The organism is Nocardiopsis sp. B62, assembly GCF_018070675.1.
Taxonomy (GTDB): Bacteria; Actinomycetota; Actinomycetes; order Streptosporangiales; family Streptosporangiaceae; genus Nocardiopsis; species Nocardiopsis prasina.
In genome coordinates, this window is record NZ_JAGPXK010000020.1 from 24,803 (window position 1) to 37,205 (window position 12,403).

A 12,403-nucleotide genomic window follows, 5' to 3' on the forward strand; every position below is an offset into this window, starting at 1 on the left:
CCGGCTGCGTATAGCCTGAACAGCATGCCCAACCGTTACGCCTACCTCGGCCCCGAGGGCACCTTCACCGAAGCCGCCCTGCGCGATCTGCGTCCGCTAGCGACCGAAGAAGCGCGCGTGCCGTGCGACGGTGTGGCGGCGGTCTTCGACGCGGTCCGAGCCGGGGTCGTGGACGGCGGGGTCGTCCCGCTGGAGAACTCGGTGGAGGGCGGGGTCACCGCCACCATCGCCGAACTCATCGGCGGCGAGCCCCTGCTCATCACCGGGGAGACCGCCGTCCCGGTCGAGTTCGCTCTCTTCGTCCGGCCCGGAACCGTGCTGGAGGACGTCAAACGGGTGGCCACCCACCCGCACGCCCTCGCCCAGTGCCGTGGCTGGCTCGCCCGCAACCTGCCCGAGGCCGACACCCACACCGTGTCCTCCACAGCCGCCGCCGCGCGCGCCGTGTCCGAGCCGGGAGCGCCCTACGACGCCGCGATCTGCGCGGTCATCGCGGGTGAGCGCTACGGGCTGAAGGCACTGGCCACCGGGGTGGGCGACCGTCCCGACGCCGCCACGCGCTTCATCTACCTGTCCCGCGCGGGGGCCCTTCCCGAGCCCACCGGCGCCGACCGGACCTCCCTGGTGGCCTTCATCGCCGATGACCACCCCGGTGCGCTCATCGAGGTGCTCAATCAGTTCGCCGTGCGCGGTGTGAACCTCACCCGCCTGGAGTCGCGCCCCACCGGCGACGGCCTCGGCAGCTACTGCTTCTGCATCGACGCCGAGGGACACGTCGCCGAGGCGCGCGTCGGCGAGGCCCTCATGGGCATCCGCCGCGTCTGCCGGGACGTGCGCTTCCTCGGCAGCTACCCGCGCGGTGACCGGGACACCGAGATCACCCCGGCGATGCTCCCCCGACCGGCCACCGACGCGGACTTCGCTGAGGCCGAACTCTGGCTCACCCGCGTGCGGGCGGGCGAGACAGGCTGAGCCGAACCCGTCAGGTGGCCTCGACGGGCGCGGTCGCGCCCTCCTCGGAGGGCCACTCCTCCGTAGCCGCCCGGCGCAGCTCCAGGTACAGCGCCAGCCTCAGCGCCGTGTCCTCCGGGCGCGCGTCGTCCAGGGCCTCCAGGGCACCGGAGAGTTCCTCGGTGGTCATCTCACCCAGCGGTTTCACGACTTTCCCCCCATCGTCGTCGGTGCCGCCCGGGGGCTTACGCTCCCCGTTCGGTCCTTCGTTGGAGATACGGGGGCGGGGACGGTTCATGACGTGAGTGTCGGCAAAAGATGTGGGGCGCGGGTGGGGTGGGCGGTAACCTGCAAGACGTGATCGACCTTCGCGCTCTTCGAGAAGACCCCGAACGACTCCGTGCATCGCAGCGGGCCCGCGGTGAGGACCCCGCCGTGGCCGACCGGCTGCTCGAACTGGACTCCAGTCGGCGCTCCGCGCTGACCCGGTTCGAGACCCTGCGCGCCGAGCAGAAGAGTGTGGGCAAGTCCGTCTCGAAGGCCTCTCCGGAGGAGCGCGAGGAGCTGCTGACCCGGGCCAAGGCCCTCTCGGCCGAGGTCAAGGAGGCCGAGGCCGAGGCGGGACGGCTCGGAGACGAGCTCGACGCCGTGCTGGCGCGCGTCCCCAACCTCGTCGAGGAGGGCGCCCCCGAGGGTGGCGTGGACGACTTCGTGGTGCTGGAGACCGCGGGCGAGCCCCGCGAGTTCGACTTCACCCCGCGCGACCACCTGGAGCTGGGCGAGATGCTCGGCGCCATCGACATGGAGCGCGGCGCCAAGGTCTCCGGTGCCCGCTTCTACTTCCTCACCGGTGTGGGCGCCCAGCTGGAGCTGGCGCTGCTCAACATGGCGATGAACCAGGCCATCGAGGCCGGCTTCACCGCGATGATCCCGCCGGTGCTGGTCAAGCCCGAGACCATGGAGGGCACCGGGTTCCTCGGCGAGCACTCCGACGAGGTCTACAACCTGCCCGCCGACGACCTCTACCTCGTGGGCACCTCCGAGGTGGCGCTGGCCGGGTACCACGGCGGCGAGATCCTGCCCGCCGACGCGCTGCCCAACCGGTACGTGGGCTGGTCGTCCTGCTTCCGCCGCGAGGCCGGTTCCTACGGCAAGGACACCCGGGGCATCATCCGCGTCCACCAGTTCAACAAGGTGGAGATGTTCGTCTACACCCGCCCGGAGCAGGCGCACGAGGAGCACAAGCGGCTCCTCGCCTGGGAGCGGGAGATGCTGGACAAGCTCGAACTGCCCTACCGCGTGGTGGACATCGCCGGGGGCGACCTGGGCACCAGCGCCGCCCGCAAGTACGACTGCGAGGCGTGGGTCCCGACTCAGGAGACCTACCGCGAGCTGACCTCCACCTCGAACTGCACCGAGTTCCAGGCCCGACGCCTCAACGTGCGCTACCGGGACGAGGACGGCAAGCCCCGCTTCGCCGCCACCCTGAACGGCACGCTGGCCACCACGCGGTGGATCGTCGCGATCCTGGAGAACCACCAGCGCGCGGACGGTTCCGTGGTGGTCCCCGAGGCCCTGCGCCCCTACCTGGGCAAGGACGTACTCGAACCCGTCCAGGCCGCCAAGGGCAAGAAGTAGGCACGACGACGGAGCCCGCCCCTCACGTGAGGGGCGGGCTCCGTCGTGCGCGGTCCTACAGGTAGGGGCCGGACCCCATGTGCGGGTGGTCCTCCTGCGACTCCGCGCCGGGGCCCTGGGCCTGGAGCCCGGACACCCCCGGCGGGAGCGCCTTGCGCATGTTCTCCAGCTGCGCCCGGGCCGCCATCTGCTGGGCGAACAGGGTGGTCTGGATGCCGTGGAACAGACCCTCCAACCAGCCCACCAGCTGCGCCTGGGCGATCCTCAGCTCGGCGTCGCTGGGCGCCGACCCCTCGGCGAACGGCAGGGTCAGGCGTTCCAGCTCCTCGATGAGTTCGGGCGCGAGCCCGTCCTCCAGCTCCTTGATCGAGGAGGTGTGGATCTCCTTCAGCCGGGTGCGGCTGGCCTCGTCCAGCGGGGCCGCCTTCACCTCGTCGAGGAGCTGACGGATCATGCTGCCGATCCGCATCACCTTGGCGGGCTGCTCCACCATGTCCGCGAGGGTGCGGGGTTCCCCGGAGTCGTCCCCGTCTCCGTTCCCGTGGCTGTCGTCGGTTCCGACCACCAGGACCTGCGGTTCCTTCTGGTCGTCTGCGTTGCTCATCGATCCCCTAGTTCGGCTGTGTCCGGCACGCTGTCAACGGGTGAGAAGGATCTTGCCTGTGTGCGCGCTCGATTCCAACACGCGGTGGGCCTCCGCCGCGTCCTCGATCGACAGTTCGCGGTCCACGACGGGGCGGATGGTTCCTTCCTCTATCAACGGCCAAACCTCCTCCAGTACTCCCGCGACGATGGCCGCCTTCTCCTCGGGAGGCCGGGAGCGAAGGGTGGTGGCCTGCACGGAGAGGCGTTTGACCAGCATGCGGCCGAGGTCGATCTCGGAGGTGCCCCCGCCCATCAGCCCGATGATCACGAGGCGTCCGTTGGTGGCCAGTGAGCGCAGGTTCGCGTCCAGGTAGGAACCGCCCATGATGTCGAGGATGAGGTCCGCGCCGCCCTCGGCCCGCAGGACCTCGGTGAAGTTCCCGGTGCGGTAGTTCACGGTGATCTCGGCGCCCAGTTCACGGCAGCGCTCCAGCTTCTCCTCGCTGCCCGCAGTGACCGCCACACGGGCGCCCAGCGCCTTCGCGAACTGGACGGCGAACGTGCCGATCCCGCTGCCGCCGCCGTGGACGAGGACGGTCTGCCCGGCACGCAACCCGCCCACCATCACGAGGTTGGACCACACGGTGCAGGCCACCTCGGGCAGCGCCGCCGCGTCGGTCAGACTCACTCCGCGTGGCACCGGCAGGAGCTGGCCGACCGGGACGGCGACCCTCTCGGCGTACCCGCCGCCCGTCAGCAGGGCGCACACCCGGTCGCCGACGGACCAGCCGGTGCCGTCCGTGCCGGGGCCGAGTTCGGCGATCGTGCCCGAGCACTCCAGGCCCGGGTACTCGGAGCCGCCGGGAGGCGGAGGGTAGACGCCCTGGCGTTGGGCGACGTCGGCCCGGTTGACCGCGGTGGCCGCCACGTCCACCAGGACCTCGCCCTCCCGGACGACGGGATCGGGGACCTCGGACCAGGCCAGGACGTCGGGGCCGCCGGGTTCGGTGATTGTGATCGCGTGCATGGGGCCGACAGTACCCAGAGACGGGACCGAAGGGGAGGAGGGTTCCGCGCTGAGAAGCGGGATCACTCTGTTCAGGGCGTCGAGGAGGATGCTTTTCTTGTTCAGCGCGGGTATGAGAACCCCGAGGGCCCACCCCGGCAACCCCGACAGGGCCCTTCCTCCACAGCACACCCCCTCGACGCAGGAGAGCCCCGGTGGCACAGCAGGAACAGAACGGGTCAGGAGCCGAGCCGGAGTCGCACGAGCGCACGGAGTCGATCCGGCGCCGGACGGACGACGACGCGGCTGACTTCGCGGAGGAGGTCGAGGGCGCGCCGGGTCCGTCCGCACCCACCCCCAGGGAACAGTGGTTCGGCGGGTTCGAGGGCGCGGCCCCACCTCCGCCGCCGTACGCGCGCCTGCCCGAGGACACCCCGCCCCCGACCCCCGGCACCGCCTTCCGGGCACCCGCGCCGGAAGAGGGAGGGAACGACACCCCGGACGAGCCCGAGGAGCTGCCGAGCAACACGGTCCGGCTGCTGCCCGGCGCCCGAAACCGGCCGCCTTCGGGCCCGTGGCAGGAGGAGCGCCGTCCGCAGCGGCCCCAGCGCCTCGGAGGTCCGGCGGGGGAGGAGAGGGACCCGCTGGCCCCGCGCAGGACGCCCGGCGACTCCGACGTCCCCGAGCCCGAACAGCTGCCGCCGCTGGAGGCCGAGCGCCCCGAACCCCCGGAACAGGAGCGCCCGGGTCCGTCACCCTGGGCCGCCGGGCCCGCTCCCCAACCGCCCTCGCCGCTTGGTGCCGCGGAGGACCCCGGGTTCGCTGGTGCGGGTCGCACGGAGAACGCGGGCATGCAGAACCCCTGGGGCCTGCCCGGGCTCGGTGCGGCCTCCGTGGAACGCGCGGAGCCGCTGCCGGACCGTCCCGCGCCGCCGGCGTCCCTGACCGGACCCCGGGACACCGGCCCCGGGAGCGGGCTCGGGCCCGGCCCCAACCCCTGGAGCGGGAGCCAGGCACCGGCCCGACCGCTCGCGCCCCACACCGACCAGGGGGAGACCTCCGACTCCCTCAGCGCGGCCACCCTCGTCCGCAACCGGCGCTACGGCCCCAGCAGCGGCTGGCGCAAGGCCGTGCACAACGCCAGCCTCGGCCTGATCAACCCGGGGGAGTCGCCCAAGGTGCTGCGTGAACGCGAGCTGGTCGCCCGCGCCTGCACCCCGGTCGCGTCCGGGCACCACAGGGTGGCGGTCCTCAGCCTCAAGGGCGGGGTCGGCAAGACCACCACCACGGTCGCCCTGGGCGCCACCCTGGCCTCCCTGCGCGGGGACCGGGTGCTCGCCGTGGACGCCAACCCCGACCGCGGCACGCTCTCGGACAAGGTGCGCCTGGAGACCGCGGCCACCATCCGGGACCTGCTCAACGAACGCCACCTGGTGTCGCGCTACGCCGACATCCGGGGCTTCACCTCCCAGGCGCCCAGCCGACTGGAGATCCTCGCCTCCGACCGCGACCCGGCGGTCTCCGAGGCGTTCAGCGACGCCGACTACCGCGAGGTGGCCCGGATCGTCGAGCACTTCTACTCCATCTGCATCACCGACTGCGGCACCGGACTCCTGCACGCCGCCATGCGCGGGGTGCTCGGCCTGGCCGACCAGGTGGTGCTGGTGAGCTCGGCCTCCGTGGACGGCGCGCGCAGCGCCAGCGCCACCCTCGACTGGCTGGACGCGCACGGCCACGGAGACCTCGTACGCGGCGCCGCCGTCGTGCTGTCCATGGTCCGCTCCAACAGCAAGAGCAGCGTGGACCTCAACCGGCTGGAGGACCACTTCGCGGGACGCTGCCGCTCCGTCGTACGCGTGCCCTGGGACGGACACCTGGAAGAGGGAGCCGAGGTCGACCTGGAACAGCTCGCCCCCGCGACCAAGGACGCGTACCTGCAACTGGCCGCGAGCGTGGGGGAGGCCTTCGCGCGCTGACGGAAGACGCGCGGGCCCTCCCTCGCGGGTTTCCCGCCGAACGGTCCCGACAATGAACAGTGAGGGGAAGAGGTGGACATGAACACAGAGGAACGCCCGCCAGCGGTCATTGCGGGGGTGGACGGCTCACCCACCGCCCGCGCCGCGCTGGCCTGGGCGACCGACACCGCCGCCAGGTACGGGCGACAGATCAGGATCGTGCACGGGCTCGGCCTGCCGACGGTGACGGGGACCTTCGCCGACTCCGCGCCGGAGCGCTACCAGGCCGGGGAGGCGGCTCGGGAGGCCGGGCACGCGCTGCTCGCCGAGAGCGCCGAGTACGTCCGGAGCGCCCGCCCCGACCTGGACGTGGCCACCGTGCTCGCGCCGGAGGAGGCCCCGGCGGTCCTGCTCAACGAGGCCCGGCACGGTGACGTCATCGTCGTCGGTTCCCGAGGGCTGGGCGCGGTCCGGGCGATCATGCTCGGCTCGGTGAGCCTGCGCACCTCCTCCCACGCCCCCTGCCCGGTGGTGGTCGTCCCCGAACCGGCCCCGGAGCGCCCGCGGAACACGGTGGTGGTGGGGGTGGACGGCTCGGAGTCCTCACGCCGGGCGCTGCGTTTCGCCCTGGAGCACGCGCTGGCCACCGGCGCCGAGGTCGTGGTGGTCAACAGCTGGGAGGTGCCGCTCCCGGAGGATCCGGACTCTCTCTCGGCCGACACCCAGTCCCTCCACGAGGAGATGTTCGACCGCCAGTCCGAGGAGGTGGTCGCCGGGGTGCTGGCGGAGGTGATCGACGACCGGACCCAGGCAGTGGAGATCAGCGCCGTGCGGATGCAGGCCGACCCGGTGGAGGCCCTCCTCGAAGCCGGTGGGCAGGCCGACCTCATCGTGGTGGGCTCCCGCGGGCGCGGAGGTGTGCGGGGCCTGGTCATGGGCTCCACCAGCCAGGGGGTGCTGAGCCGGGCGCGCGGCCCCGTGGCGGTGCTGCCGCCGCACTCCGACGAGGAGGACTGAAGGTCCCTCACACACGGGTCCGTTTTCCCTGTGCCGTTCACGTGTGTTCGTGCTGGACTCGGTGATGATGATGGGTAGAGGGAAACTCGTCTCAAGGGGGAACCATGTCAGGCGAACGACAACGTCCCAGCCGGGTGGTCGTGGGCGCGGACGGATCGGACCACTCGCGGGCGGCCCTCGAATGGGCGGCCGCCGAGGCCGCGCGCCGGGATGTCGAGCTGCACGTCGTGTACGCACTCGGGATGCCGCTGATCGTGTCCGCCTACGGGGGACCGACCCGCTTCGAGCCCTCCGACGAGATCTCGGGGCAGGCCACCACGATCCTCTCCGAGGCCATCGAACTGGTCCGTAAGGAACACCCGTCCGTCAGGGTGGAGACTTTCACGGCTCTGGAGGAGCCGCCGCTGGCGTTGATCCGGGACAGCCACCCGCACGACCTCATCGTGCTGGGTACCCGCGGCCTCGGGGCCTTCGCCTCGATGTTTGTGGGTTCCGTCAGCGTCCGGGTGTCCGCGCAGGCCCCGTGCCCCGTCGTGGTGGTCCCCACCGGCGCCAAGGGGAAGCCCGCGACCACGAAGCTGGACCGGATCGTCGTGGGCGTCGACGGGTCGAACCCCTCCCGGCGCGCCCTCGGACTCGCCGTGAACCTGGCGGCCGAGACCGACGGTGAGCTGGTCGTGGTCAACAGCTGGGAGGTCCCCTACCCGTACGACCCGATCGCGATGACGGCGGCGGGCCACCAGCCGCAGGAGAACATCTTCGAGCGGCAGTCCGAGGAGCTCGTCGCCGAGTTGCTGGCCGAGGCCATGGACGAGCAGCGCGAGGACGTGAACATCGAGGTCACCGTGGTGCGGACCCAGTCAGGGCCCGTCGACGCGATCCTGGAGGCCGCCGAGGGCGCCGACGCCATCGTCGTGGGGTCCCGTGGCCGGGGCACCATCCGAGGTCTGCTCCTGGGCTCGGTGAGCCAGGGCGTGCTGCACCACGCGAAGATTCCCGTGGTGGTGCTGCCCAAGCACGCCGACGAGGAGAACTAGCGAAGGGGCGGCCCGAGGGCCGCCCCAGTGCTAGCTCCCCAACTCCGACCTGCTGCGGGATCCGCCGCTGGCCAGGACCCAGACACCGCTCACCACGAACGGCGCCAGGACGAAGAAGTAGACGGTCCACGACCCTCCGAGGGTGGGGACCAGCACCGCCAGGGCACCGGCCGCGAAGACGATCCCGAGGGTGATCCACAGGACCTTCTGTCTCCAGGGGGCTTTTCCGATCGTCCTCACCTCGAACTTCCGTGGATGGCTGCGGACCAGTGTCGAACCGGTCACTCTCCGGCATACCGAACCAGAGCCGCCCCAAACCCCCGGTGGCGATCTGTCGACAAAGCGACAGGTCCCAGCCGCGACCACCGGGTGCGCGATCGCTCGCTTCCCTCAGGCCTTCCGGTGCGAGCCTGTTCGAGAAGTCTTCGAAGGGTCGTCATGCCGGAAACGGTGCATGTAGCCGACGCCCGTCACCGTGAAGCACAGCGAGGCGAGGAGAGCCAGCCAAGGCGTCGTCCCAGCGCTCACGAAGTGCAGGATCGACTCCGCGCCGAAGAGCGCACCGGCAAGAAGACTGAGCCAAACCAGGGGGCGCTTGATCTGTCTGAGCACGGCTGACTCCTAACCAGGGTCCACGGTTCGGCCTCGGACGATCCATGTGATGAGCACCCCGGTGGAGGCCAGGAAGACCACGGAGCACGCCAGGAGCAGCCAGTTGTTGGCGTTCAGGTGGGCGGAGTAGCCGGTCAGAAGCATACTCACCATGACAAGGACCGCGCTGACAGCCGTCCGCCTCGGCAGGTCTTCCCGAGGCCCTCCCGTCATCGTTCGTCAGTCTCTCGCGCTTCCGGGGCTATCGCTCTCTTGACGACCAGGGGAGCGCCGATACCGCACACGAGGCCGACGATCGTTCCAACGACCCACGGTGGTGGGGCGAACATCCAGCCGATCAGGACGCCGATGGTGACAGCCACCGCCACGAGAAGCACCATCGAAGCTCCCGGCGAGGTGAGCCAGCGGGGGAGGTAGGTCATCTGTGTCCTTGGGGATCGGGGGGCGGCCGCTACTCAGGGTTTACCGCGCCCGGAACCGGTCAAACGCGGCCCAGGTCGGCGGCAGGTCTGACCAGCTGAGCACCTGGGGCTCTGGAACTTGGAACGACGAAGGCCGGTGGCCCGGGTCCCGCGCGGACCCGGCTCACCGGCCTTCTCTTCTGCGGAGGGTATGGGATTTGAACCCATGAAGCCCCGTCAAGGACTTGGTGCTTTTCAAGAGCACTGCACTCGGCCGCTATGCGAACCCTCCTTGGGAGAGGAGTCCTCTCCGCCAGACATGGTAGCCCACGGCGGGGACGGCTTCGCGGGAGTATTCGGGCTTGGATGGGGGTGGCGCTCTCGGGTTACTCGTGAGTAACCTTGGGGGTATGCAGAAAATGGACGCCGAGACGGCGGAGATGGTCAAGTCCGGGTTCCTGGCCTCGGTTCCCTTCGCGCGCACGCTGGGTGTGACCTTCAGCGACCTCGACCACGGGCGCGCCACCATGCGGCTGCCCGACAACGCCGACCACCACAACCACGTGGGCGGCCCGCACGCGGGCGCCATGTTCACGCTGGCAGAGTCCGCCTCGGGCGCCATCGTGATCGGCACCTTCGGCGACCAGCTGGAGCGCGCGGTCCCGCTGGCCGTCAGCGCCGAGATCCGCTACCTCAAGCTCGCCATGGGCGACGTGACCGCCGAGGCCACGCTGGGCCGCTCGCGGGACGAGGTCCTCGCCGAACTGGACGAGGGCAAGCGTCCCGAGTTCCCGGTGGAGATCGAGCTGCGCACGGACGACGGCACCGTCACGGGCCGGATGACCGTGGTGTGGACCCTGCGTCCGAACCGGAAGTAGCCACCCGTCGATTGTCGGTGCCGCTGGTTACGTTGACCGCAAGCAACGACCGGGAGGCGCAGTGAGAGTACGTGTGGACCGCGACGCGTTCGCGGAGGCGGTCGCGTGGACCGCCAGGGCCCTGCCGACCCGGCACGCGGTCCCCGTGCTCGCCGGGATGCGGCTGGAGGTCGCGCCGGACGGCGGCGCCCTGCACATGTCCGGCTTCGACTACGAGGTCTCCACCCGGGCCTCCGTGGAGGTCCTCTCGGAGGAGACCGGCGCCGCGTTGGTGCCCGGGAGACTGTTGGCCGAGATCGTCAACAACCTGCCCTCGGGCACGGTGCGCCTCGAGACCGACGGTGCCAGGCTTTTGGTCAGCGCCGGTGCGGCCAGGTTCACCCTGATCACCATGCCGCTGGAGGACTACCCGAGCCTGCCCGGGATGCCCGGGTGGATCGGCTCCGTGCCCGCCGACGCTTTCACTGCGGCGGTGCGCCAGGTGACCCCGGCGGCCAGCCGGGACGACACCCTGCCGATGCTCACCGGCGCCTACCTCGACTTCACCGGCGACCAGCTGAGTGTCGTGGCCACCGACCGCTACCGCATCGCGGTGCGTGAACTCTGGTGGCGGCCGGAGAACGCCGGGATCGACGCCGCCGCCCTGGTGCCCGCGCGCACCCTGGCCAACACGGTTCGGGGTCTGATCAACCGGAGCAACGTGGACGTCGCTCTGTCCACCGGGGCCGGTCCCGCCGAGGGCATGGTCGGGTTCGAGAACGGTGAGCGCCGGACCACCACCCGGCTGATCGACAGCGACTTCGTCAAGTACGCCTCCTGGTTCCCCACAGACTTCTCCGCACGGGCCGAGGTGCCCGTCGCGCCGCTGTTGGAAGCGGTCAAGCGGGTCGCGTTGGTGGCGGACCGAAACACGCCCCTGCGGCTCGCCTTCACGGAGGGTGAGGTGGTGTTGGAGGCGGGTTCGGGTGACGACGCCCAGGCCGTGGAGGCCCTGGAGGTCGGCTTCGAGGGGGACCCGATCCGGCTCGCCTTCCGGCCCGACTACCTGACGGACGGGCTCAACGGGGTGGAGACCGACACCGCCCACCTGCACCTCACCGAGCCGACCAAACCCGCGGTGTTCACGGATGTTCCGGCCAAGGAGGGCGACAGCCCCGCCTTCCGCTACCTGGTACAACCGCTTCGGGTTAGTTGACCAGGGGTTTTGATGTTCTTGGGAAAGTTCTCCACAGGACTGTCCACAGGTTATCCACAGGCTGCTTCCCCAGCCTGTGGATAACCCCGGGTGATCGGCCTCCATCGGGGCCCGAACGGCCTCTCGAATCGGCTCGTATTTCCTATGTGACATGGGAAAACGGTGAGCCTGTGGATTCTCTGCACACCCTGTGGATAACTCGGGGTGAGGAGCTATTCGCCCTCGGCCAGAGAGGATGACCGTCCGCTGGTCACCGGGGTGTCCAGACCCAGCTCCGCCTGGCGTCCGCGCCGGTAGCCGGCGCGGTATCCGGCGGCGCTGTGGGTGCGCTCGGGGCGGTGTTTACGCAACTGTGGGAATTGCTTGTGGAACTCTTCGTTCACCCGGTTCACGTCGTCCCGCAGAACCAACTCCGCACCACGGACCGAACCGTTCTCGCCGTCACCCTCAGTGACGCCTGGTTCTCCGTCGTGCTCGGCCATTTCCTGGAGTCGCGCCCGGAACTCGCGAATGCGTTCGGCCACCGCCCGGCCGTAGGCGCGTACGAACGACCGGTAGTAGCGCTTGCGCTCGGTCTCCAGTTCGGAGCGGGTGTAGTTGCGCAGTTCCCGGATGTCGGCCACGTGCGAGGAACTCATGAACCTGGCCGAGGCCTCCATCTGCATGGAGATCGACGGCATCAGCATCCGCAGCGCGTCCAGGGCGCTGACCGTCCCCACCAGGATGATGGTCCGTTCGGTGTTCTCGGAGTTGTTCCCGCGCACCGCAGACTGGCACCCGTAGGCGGCGGCGATGTCGGCGAGGGCTCTGACCCGGGCCTTGCCGTGACCCCCCACCCCCGGGACGGTGTAGTCCATGCGGCTGATCGCGTCCGGTTCCTCGCCCCTCTCGGCGCGGGCCTCGGCCTCGGCGATCGCGTGGCGGGTCATCAGCTCGGCGGCCTTGGCGGTGAACGCCTGGCTCTCGGCATCAGTGACCGCGGGGTCCTCCGCCATGCGAAGGAGCCCGCGGACCCGCTCGACCATCTTCTGACGAGCAGCTTCAGTCATCGGCGCCGGTTGTCTCCCGTAGGTGAGGTGTGGTCCATCCGCTCCTTGGCGGAAAACTCGAGCCTAGGCCCTTCTGTTC

General features: G+C 70.5%; 15 protein-coding genes and 1 tRNA gene. 7 read left to right on the forward strand and 9 right to left on the reverse strand.

Annotated elements, in window-relative coordinates; all coding sequences use genetic code 11:
• Nucleotides 1-24 precede the first annotated feature (24 nt).
• Nucleotides 25-972 (forward strand): prephenate dehydratase, encoded by a 948-nt coding sequence (pheA, locus tag KBX21_RS19465; protein WP_049572901.1) that lies wholly within the window; start codon nt 25-27, stop codon nt 970-972.
• 10 nt (nt 973-982) lie between these two features.
• On the opposite strand, the gene KBX21_RS19470 is transcribed toward pheA, so the two are convergent.
• Nucleotides 983-1,159, reverse strand: a complete 177-nt coding sequence (locus KBX21_RS19470) for a hypothetical protein (protein ID WP_199776578.1) — start codon at nt 1,157-1,159, stop codon at nt 983-985.
• A 149-nt stretch (nt 1,160-1,308) separates the two neighbouring features.
• On the opposite strand from KBX21_RS19470, the gene serS reads away from it, so the two are divergent.
• On the forward strand, nt 1,309-2,589 hold the full coding sequence (gene serS, locus KBX21_RS19475) for a serine--tRNA ligase (protein WP_049572980.1): 1,281 nt from the start codon (nt 1,309-1,311) through the stop codon (nt 2,587-2,589).
• A gap of 55 nt (nt 2,590-2,644) precedes the next feature.
• Here serS and KBX21_RS19480 read toward each other — a convergent pair whose 3' ends face one another.
• Nucleotides 2,645-3,193, reverse strand: coding sequence for a bacterial proteasome activator family protein (locus tag KBX21_RS19480; protein WP_049572898.1), 549 nt, complete (start codon nt 3,191-3,193; stop codon nt 2,645-2,647).
• A 33-nt stretch (nt 3,194-3,226) separates the two neighbouring features.
• Complete coding sequence (locus KBX21_RS19485) at nt 3,227-4,201, reverse strand: NAD(P)H-quinone oxidoreductase (protein WP_049572895.1); 975 nt, start codon at nt 4,199-4,201, stop codon at nt 3,227-3,229.
• Nucleotides 4,202-4,395: 194 nt separating this feature from the next.
• Between KBX21_RS19485 and KBX21_RS19490 the strand changes: the two genes are divergently transcribed.
• From KBX21_RS19490 to KBX21_RS19500, 3 genes are all read left to right on the forward strand, one after another.
• Entirely contained in the window at nt 4,396-6,156 is a 1,761-nt protein-coding gene (locus KBX21_RS19490; protein WP_210842823.1) for a MinD/ParA family protein, read from the forward strand.
• A 78-nt stretch (nt 6,157-6,234) separates the two neighbouring features.
• Nucleotides 6,235-7,152, forward strand: a complete 918-nt coding sequence (locus tag KBX21_RS19495; RefSeq protein ID WP_210842825.1) for a universal stress protein — start codon at nt 6,235-6,237, stop codon at nt 7,150-7,152.
• A gap of 104 nt (nt 7,153-7,256) precedes the next feature.
• On the forward strand, nt 7,257-8,189 hold the full coding sequence (locus KBX21_RS19500) for a universal stress protein (RefSeq protein ID WP_210842827.1): 933 nt from the start codon (nt 7,257-7,259) through the stop codon (nt 8,187-8,189).
• A gap of 30 nt (nt 8,190-8,219) precedes the next feature.
• On the opposite strand, the gene KBX21_RS19505 is transcribed toward KBX21_RS19500, so the two are convergent.
• The 5 genes from KBX21_RS19505 to KBX21_RS19525 all read right to left on the reverse strand — a co-directional run bounded on the left by KBX21_RS19505 (nt 8,220) and on the right by KBX21_RS19525 (nt 9,494).
• Nucleotides 8,220-8,429 carry a hypothetical protein gene (locus KBX21_RS19505; RefSeq protein WP_110051936.1) on the reverse strand — a complete coding sequence of 70 codons (210 nt, stop codon included), beginning with the start codon at nt 8,427-8,429 and terminating at the stop codon, nt 8,220-8,222.
• 150 nt (nt 8,430-8,579) lie between these two features.
• Nucleotides 8,580-8,801 (reverse strand): hypothetical protein, encoded by a 222-nt coding sequence (locus KBX21_RS19510; protein WP_210842829.1) that lies wholly within the window; start codon nt 8,799-8,801, stop codon nt 8,580-8,582.
• 9 nt (nt 8,802-8,810) lie between these two features.
• Entirely contained in the window at nt 8,811-8,954 is a 144-nt protein-coding gene (locus KBX21_RS19515) for a hypothetical protein (protein WP_210842831.1), read from the reverse strand.
• Nucleotides 8,955-9,010: 56 nt separating this feature from the next.
• Nucleotides 9,011-9,223 (reverse strand): hypothetical protein, encoded by a 213-nt coding sequence (locus tag KBX21_RS19520; RefSeq protein ID WP_049572888.1) that lies wholly within the window; start codon nt 9,221-9,223, stop codon nt 9,011-9,013.
• 182 nt (nt 9,224-9,405) lie between these two features.
• Nucleotides 9,406-9,494, reverse strand: a tRNA-Ser gene (locus KBX21_RS19525).
• Nucleotides 9,495-9,621: 127 nt separating this feature from the next.
• Between KBX21_RS19525 and KBX21_RS19530 the strand changes: the two genes are divergently transcribed.
• Together KBX21_RS19530 and dnaN are read left to right on the forward strand one after the other, a co-directional pair.
• Nucleotides 9,622-10,080, forward strand: coding sequence for a DUF4442 domain-containing protein (locus tag KBX21_RS19530; RefSeq protein WP_049572865.1), 459 nt, complete (start codon nt 9,622-9,624; stop codon nt 10,078-10,080).
• 73 nt (nt 10,081-10,153) lie between these two features.
• Nucleotides 10,154-11,275, forward strand: coding sequence for a DNA polymerase III subunit beta (gene dnaN / locus KBX21_RS19535; RefSeq protein WP_199776584.1), 1,122 nt, complete (start codon nt 10,154-10,156; stop codon nt 11,273-11,275).
• A gap of 212 nt (nt 11,276-11,487) precedes the next feature.
• Here dnaN and KBX21_RS19540 read toward each other — a convergent pair whose 3' ends face one another.
• Nucleotides 11,488-12,300 carry a DUF2786 domain-containing protein gene (locus tag KBX21_RS19540; RefSeq protein ID WP_049572860.1) on the reverse strand — a complete coding sequence of 271 codons (813 nt, stop codon included), beginning with the start codon at nt 12,298-12,300 and terminating at the stop codon, nt 11,488-11,490.
• Nucleotides 12,301-12,403: the final 103 nt, after the last annotated feature.

What these genes read in the sequence shown, in the direction of transcription:
- KBX21_RS19540 (WP_049572860.1), bottom strand. Translation starts at nt 12,300, where the DNA reads ATGGTCGAGCGGGTCCGCGGGCTCCTTCGCATGGCGGAGGACCCCGCG.
- KBX21_RS19495 (WP_210842825.1), top strand. Translation starts at nt 6,235, where the DNA reads ATGAACACAGAGGAACGCCCGCCAGCGGTCATTGCGGGGGTGGACGGC.
- KBX21_RS19485 (WP_049572895.1), bottom strand. Translation starts at nt 4,201, where the DNA reads ATGCACGCGATCACAATCACCGAACCCGGCGGCCCCGACGTCCTGGCC.
- KBX21_RS19520 (WP_049572888.1), bottom strand. Translation starts at nt 9,223, where the DNA reads ATGACCTACCTCCCCCGCTGGCTCACCTCGCCGGGAGCTTCGATGGTG.
- KBX21_RS19530 (WP_049572865.1), top strand. Translation starts at nt 9,622, where the DNA reads ATGGACGCCGAGACGGCGGAGATGGTCAAGTCCGGGTTCCTGGCCTCG.
- KBX21_RS19515 (WP_210842831.1), bottom strand. Translation starts at nt 8,954, where the DNA reads ATGGTGAGTATGCTTCTGACCGGCTACTCCGCCCACCTGAACGCCAAC.
- KBX21_RS19500 (WP_210842827.1), top strand. Translation starts at nt 7,257, where the DNA reads ATGTCAGGCGAACGACAACGTCCCAGCCGGGTGGTCGTGGGCGCGGAC.
- pheA (WP_049572901.1), top strand. Translation starts at nt 25, where the DNA reads ATGCCCAACCGTTACGCCTACCTCGGCCCCGAGGGCACCTTCACCGAA.
- KBX21_RS19480 (WP_049572898.1), bottom strand. Translation starts at nt 3,193, where the DNA reads ATGAGCAACGCAGACGACCAGAAGGAACCGCAGGTCCTGGTGGTCGGA.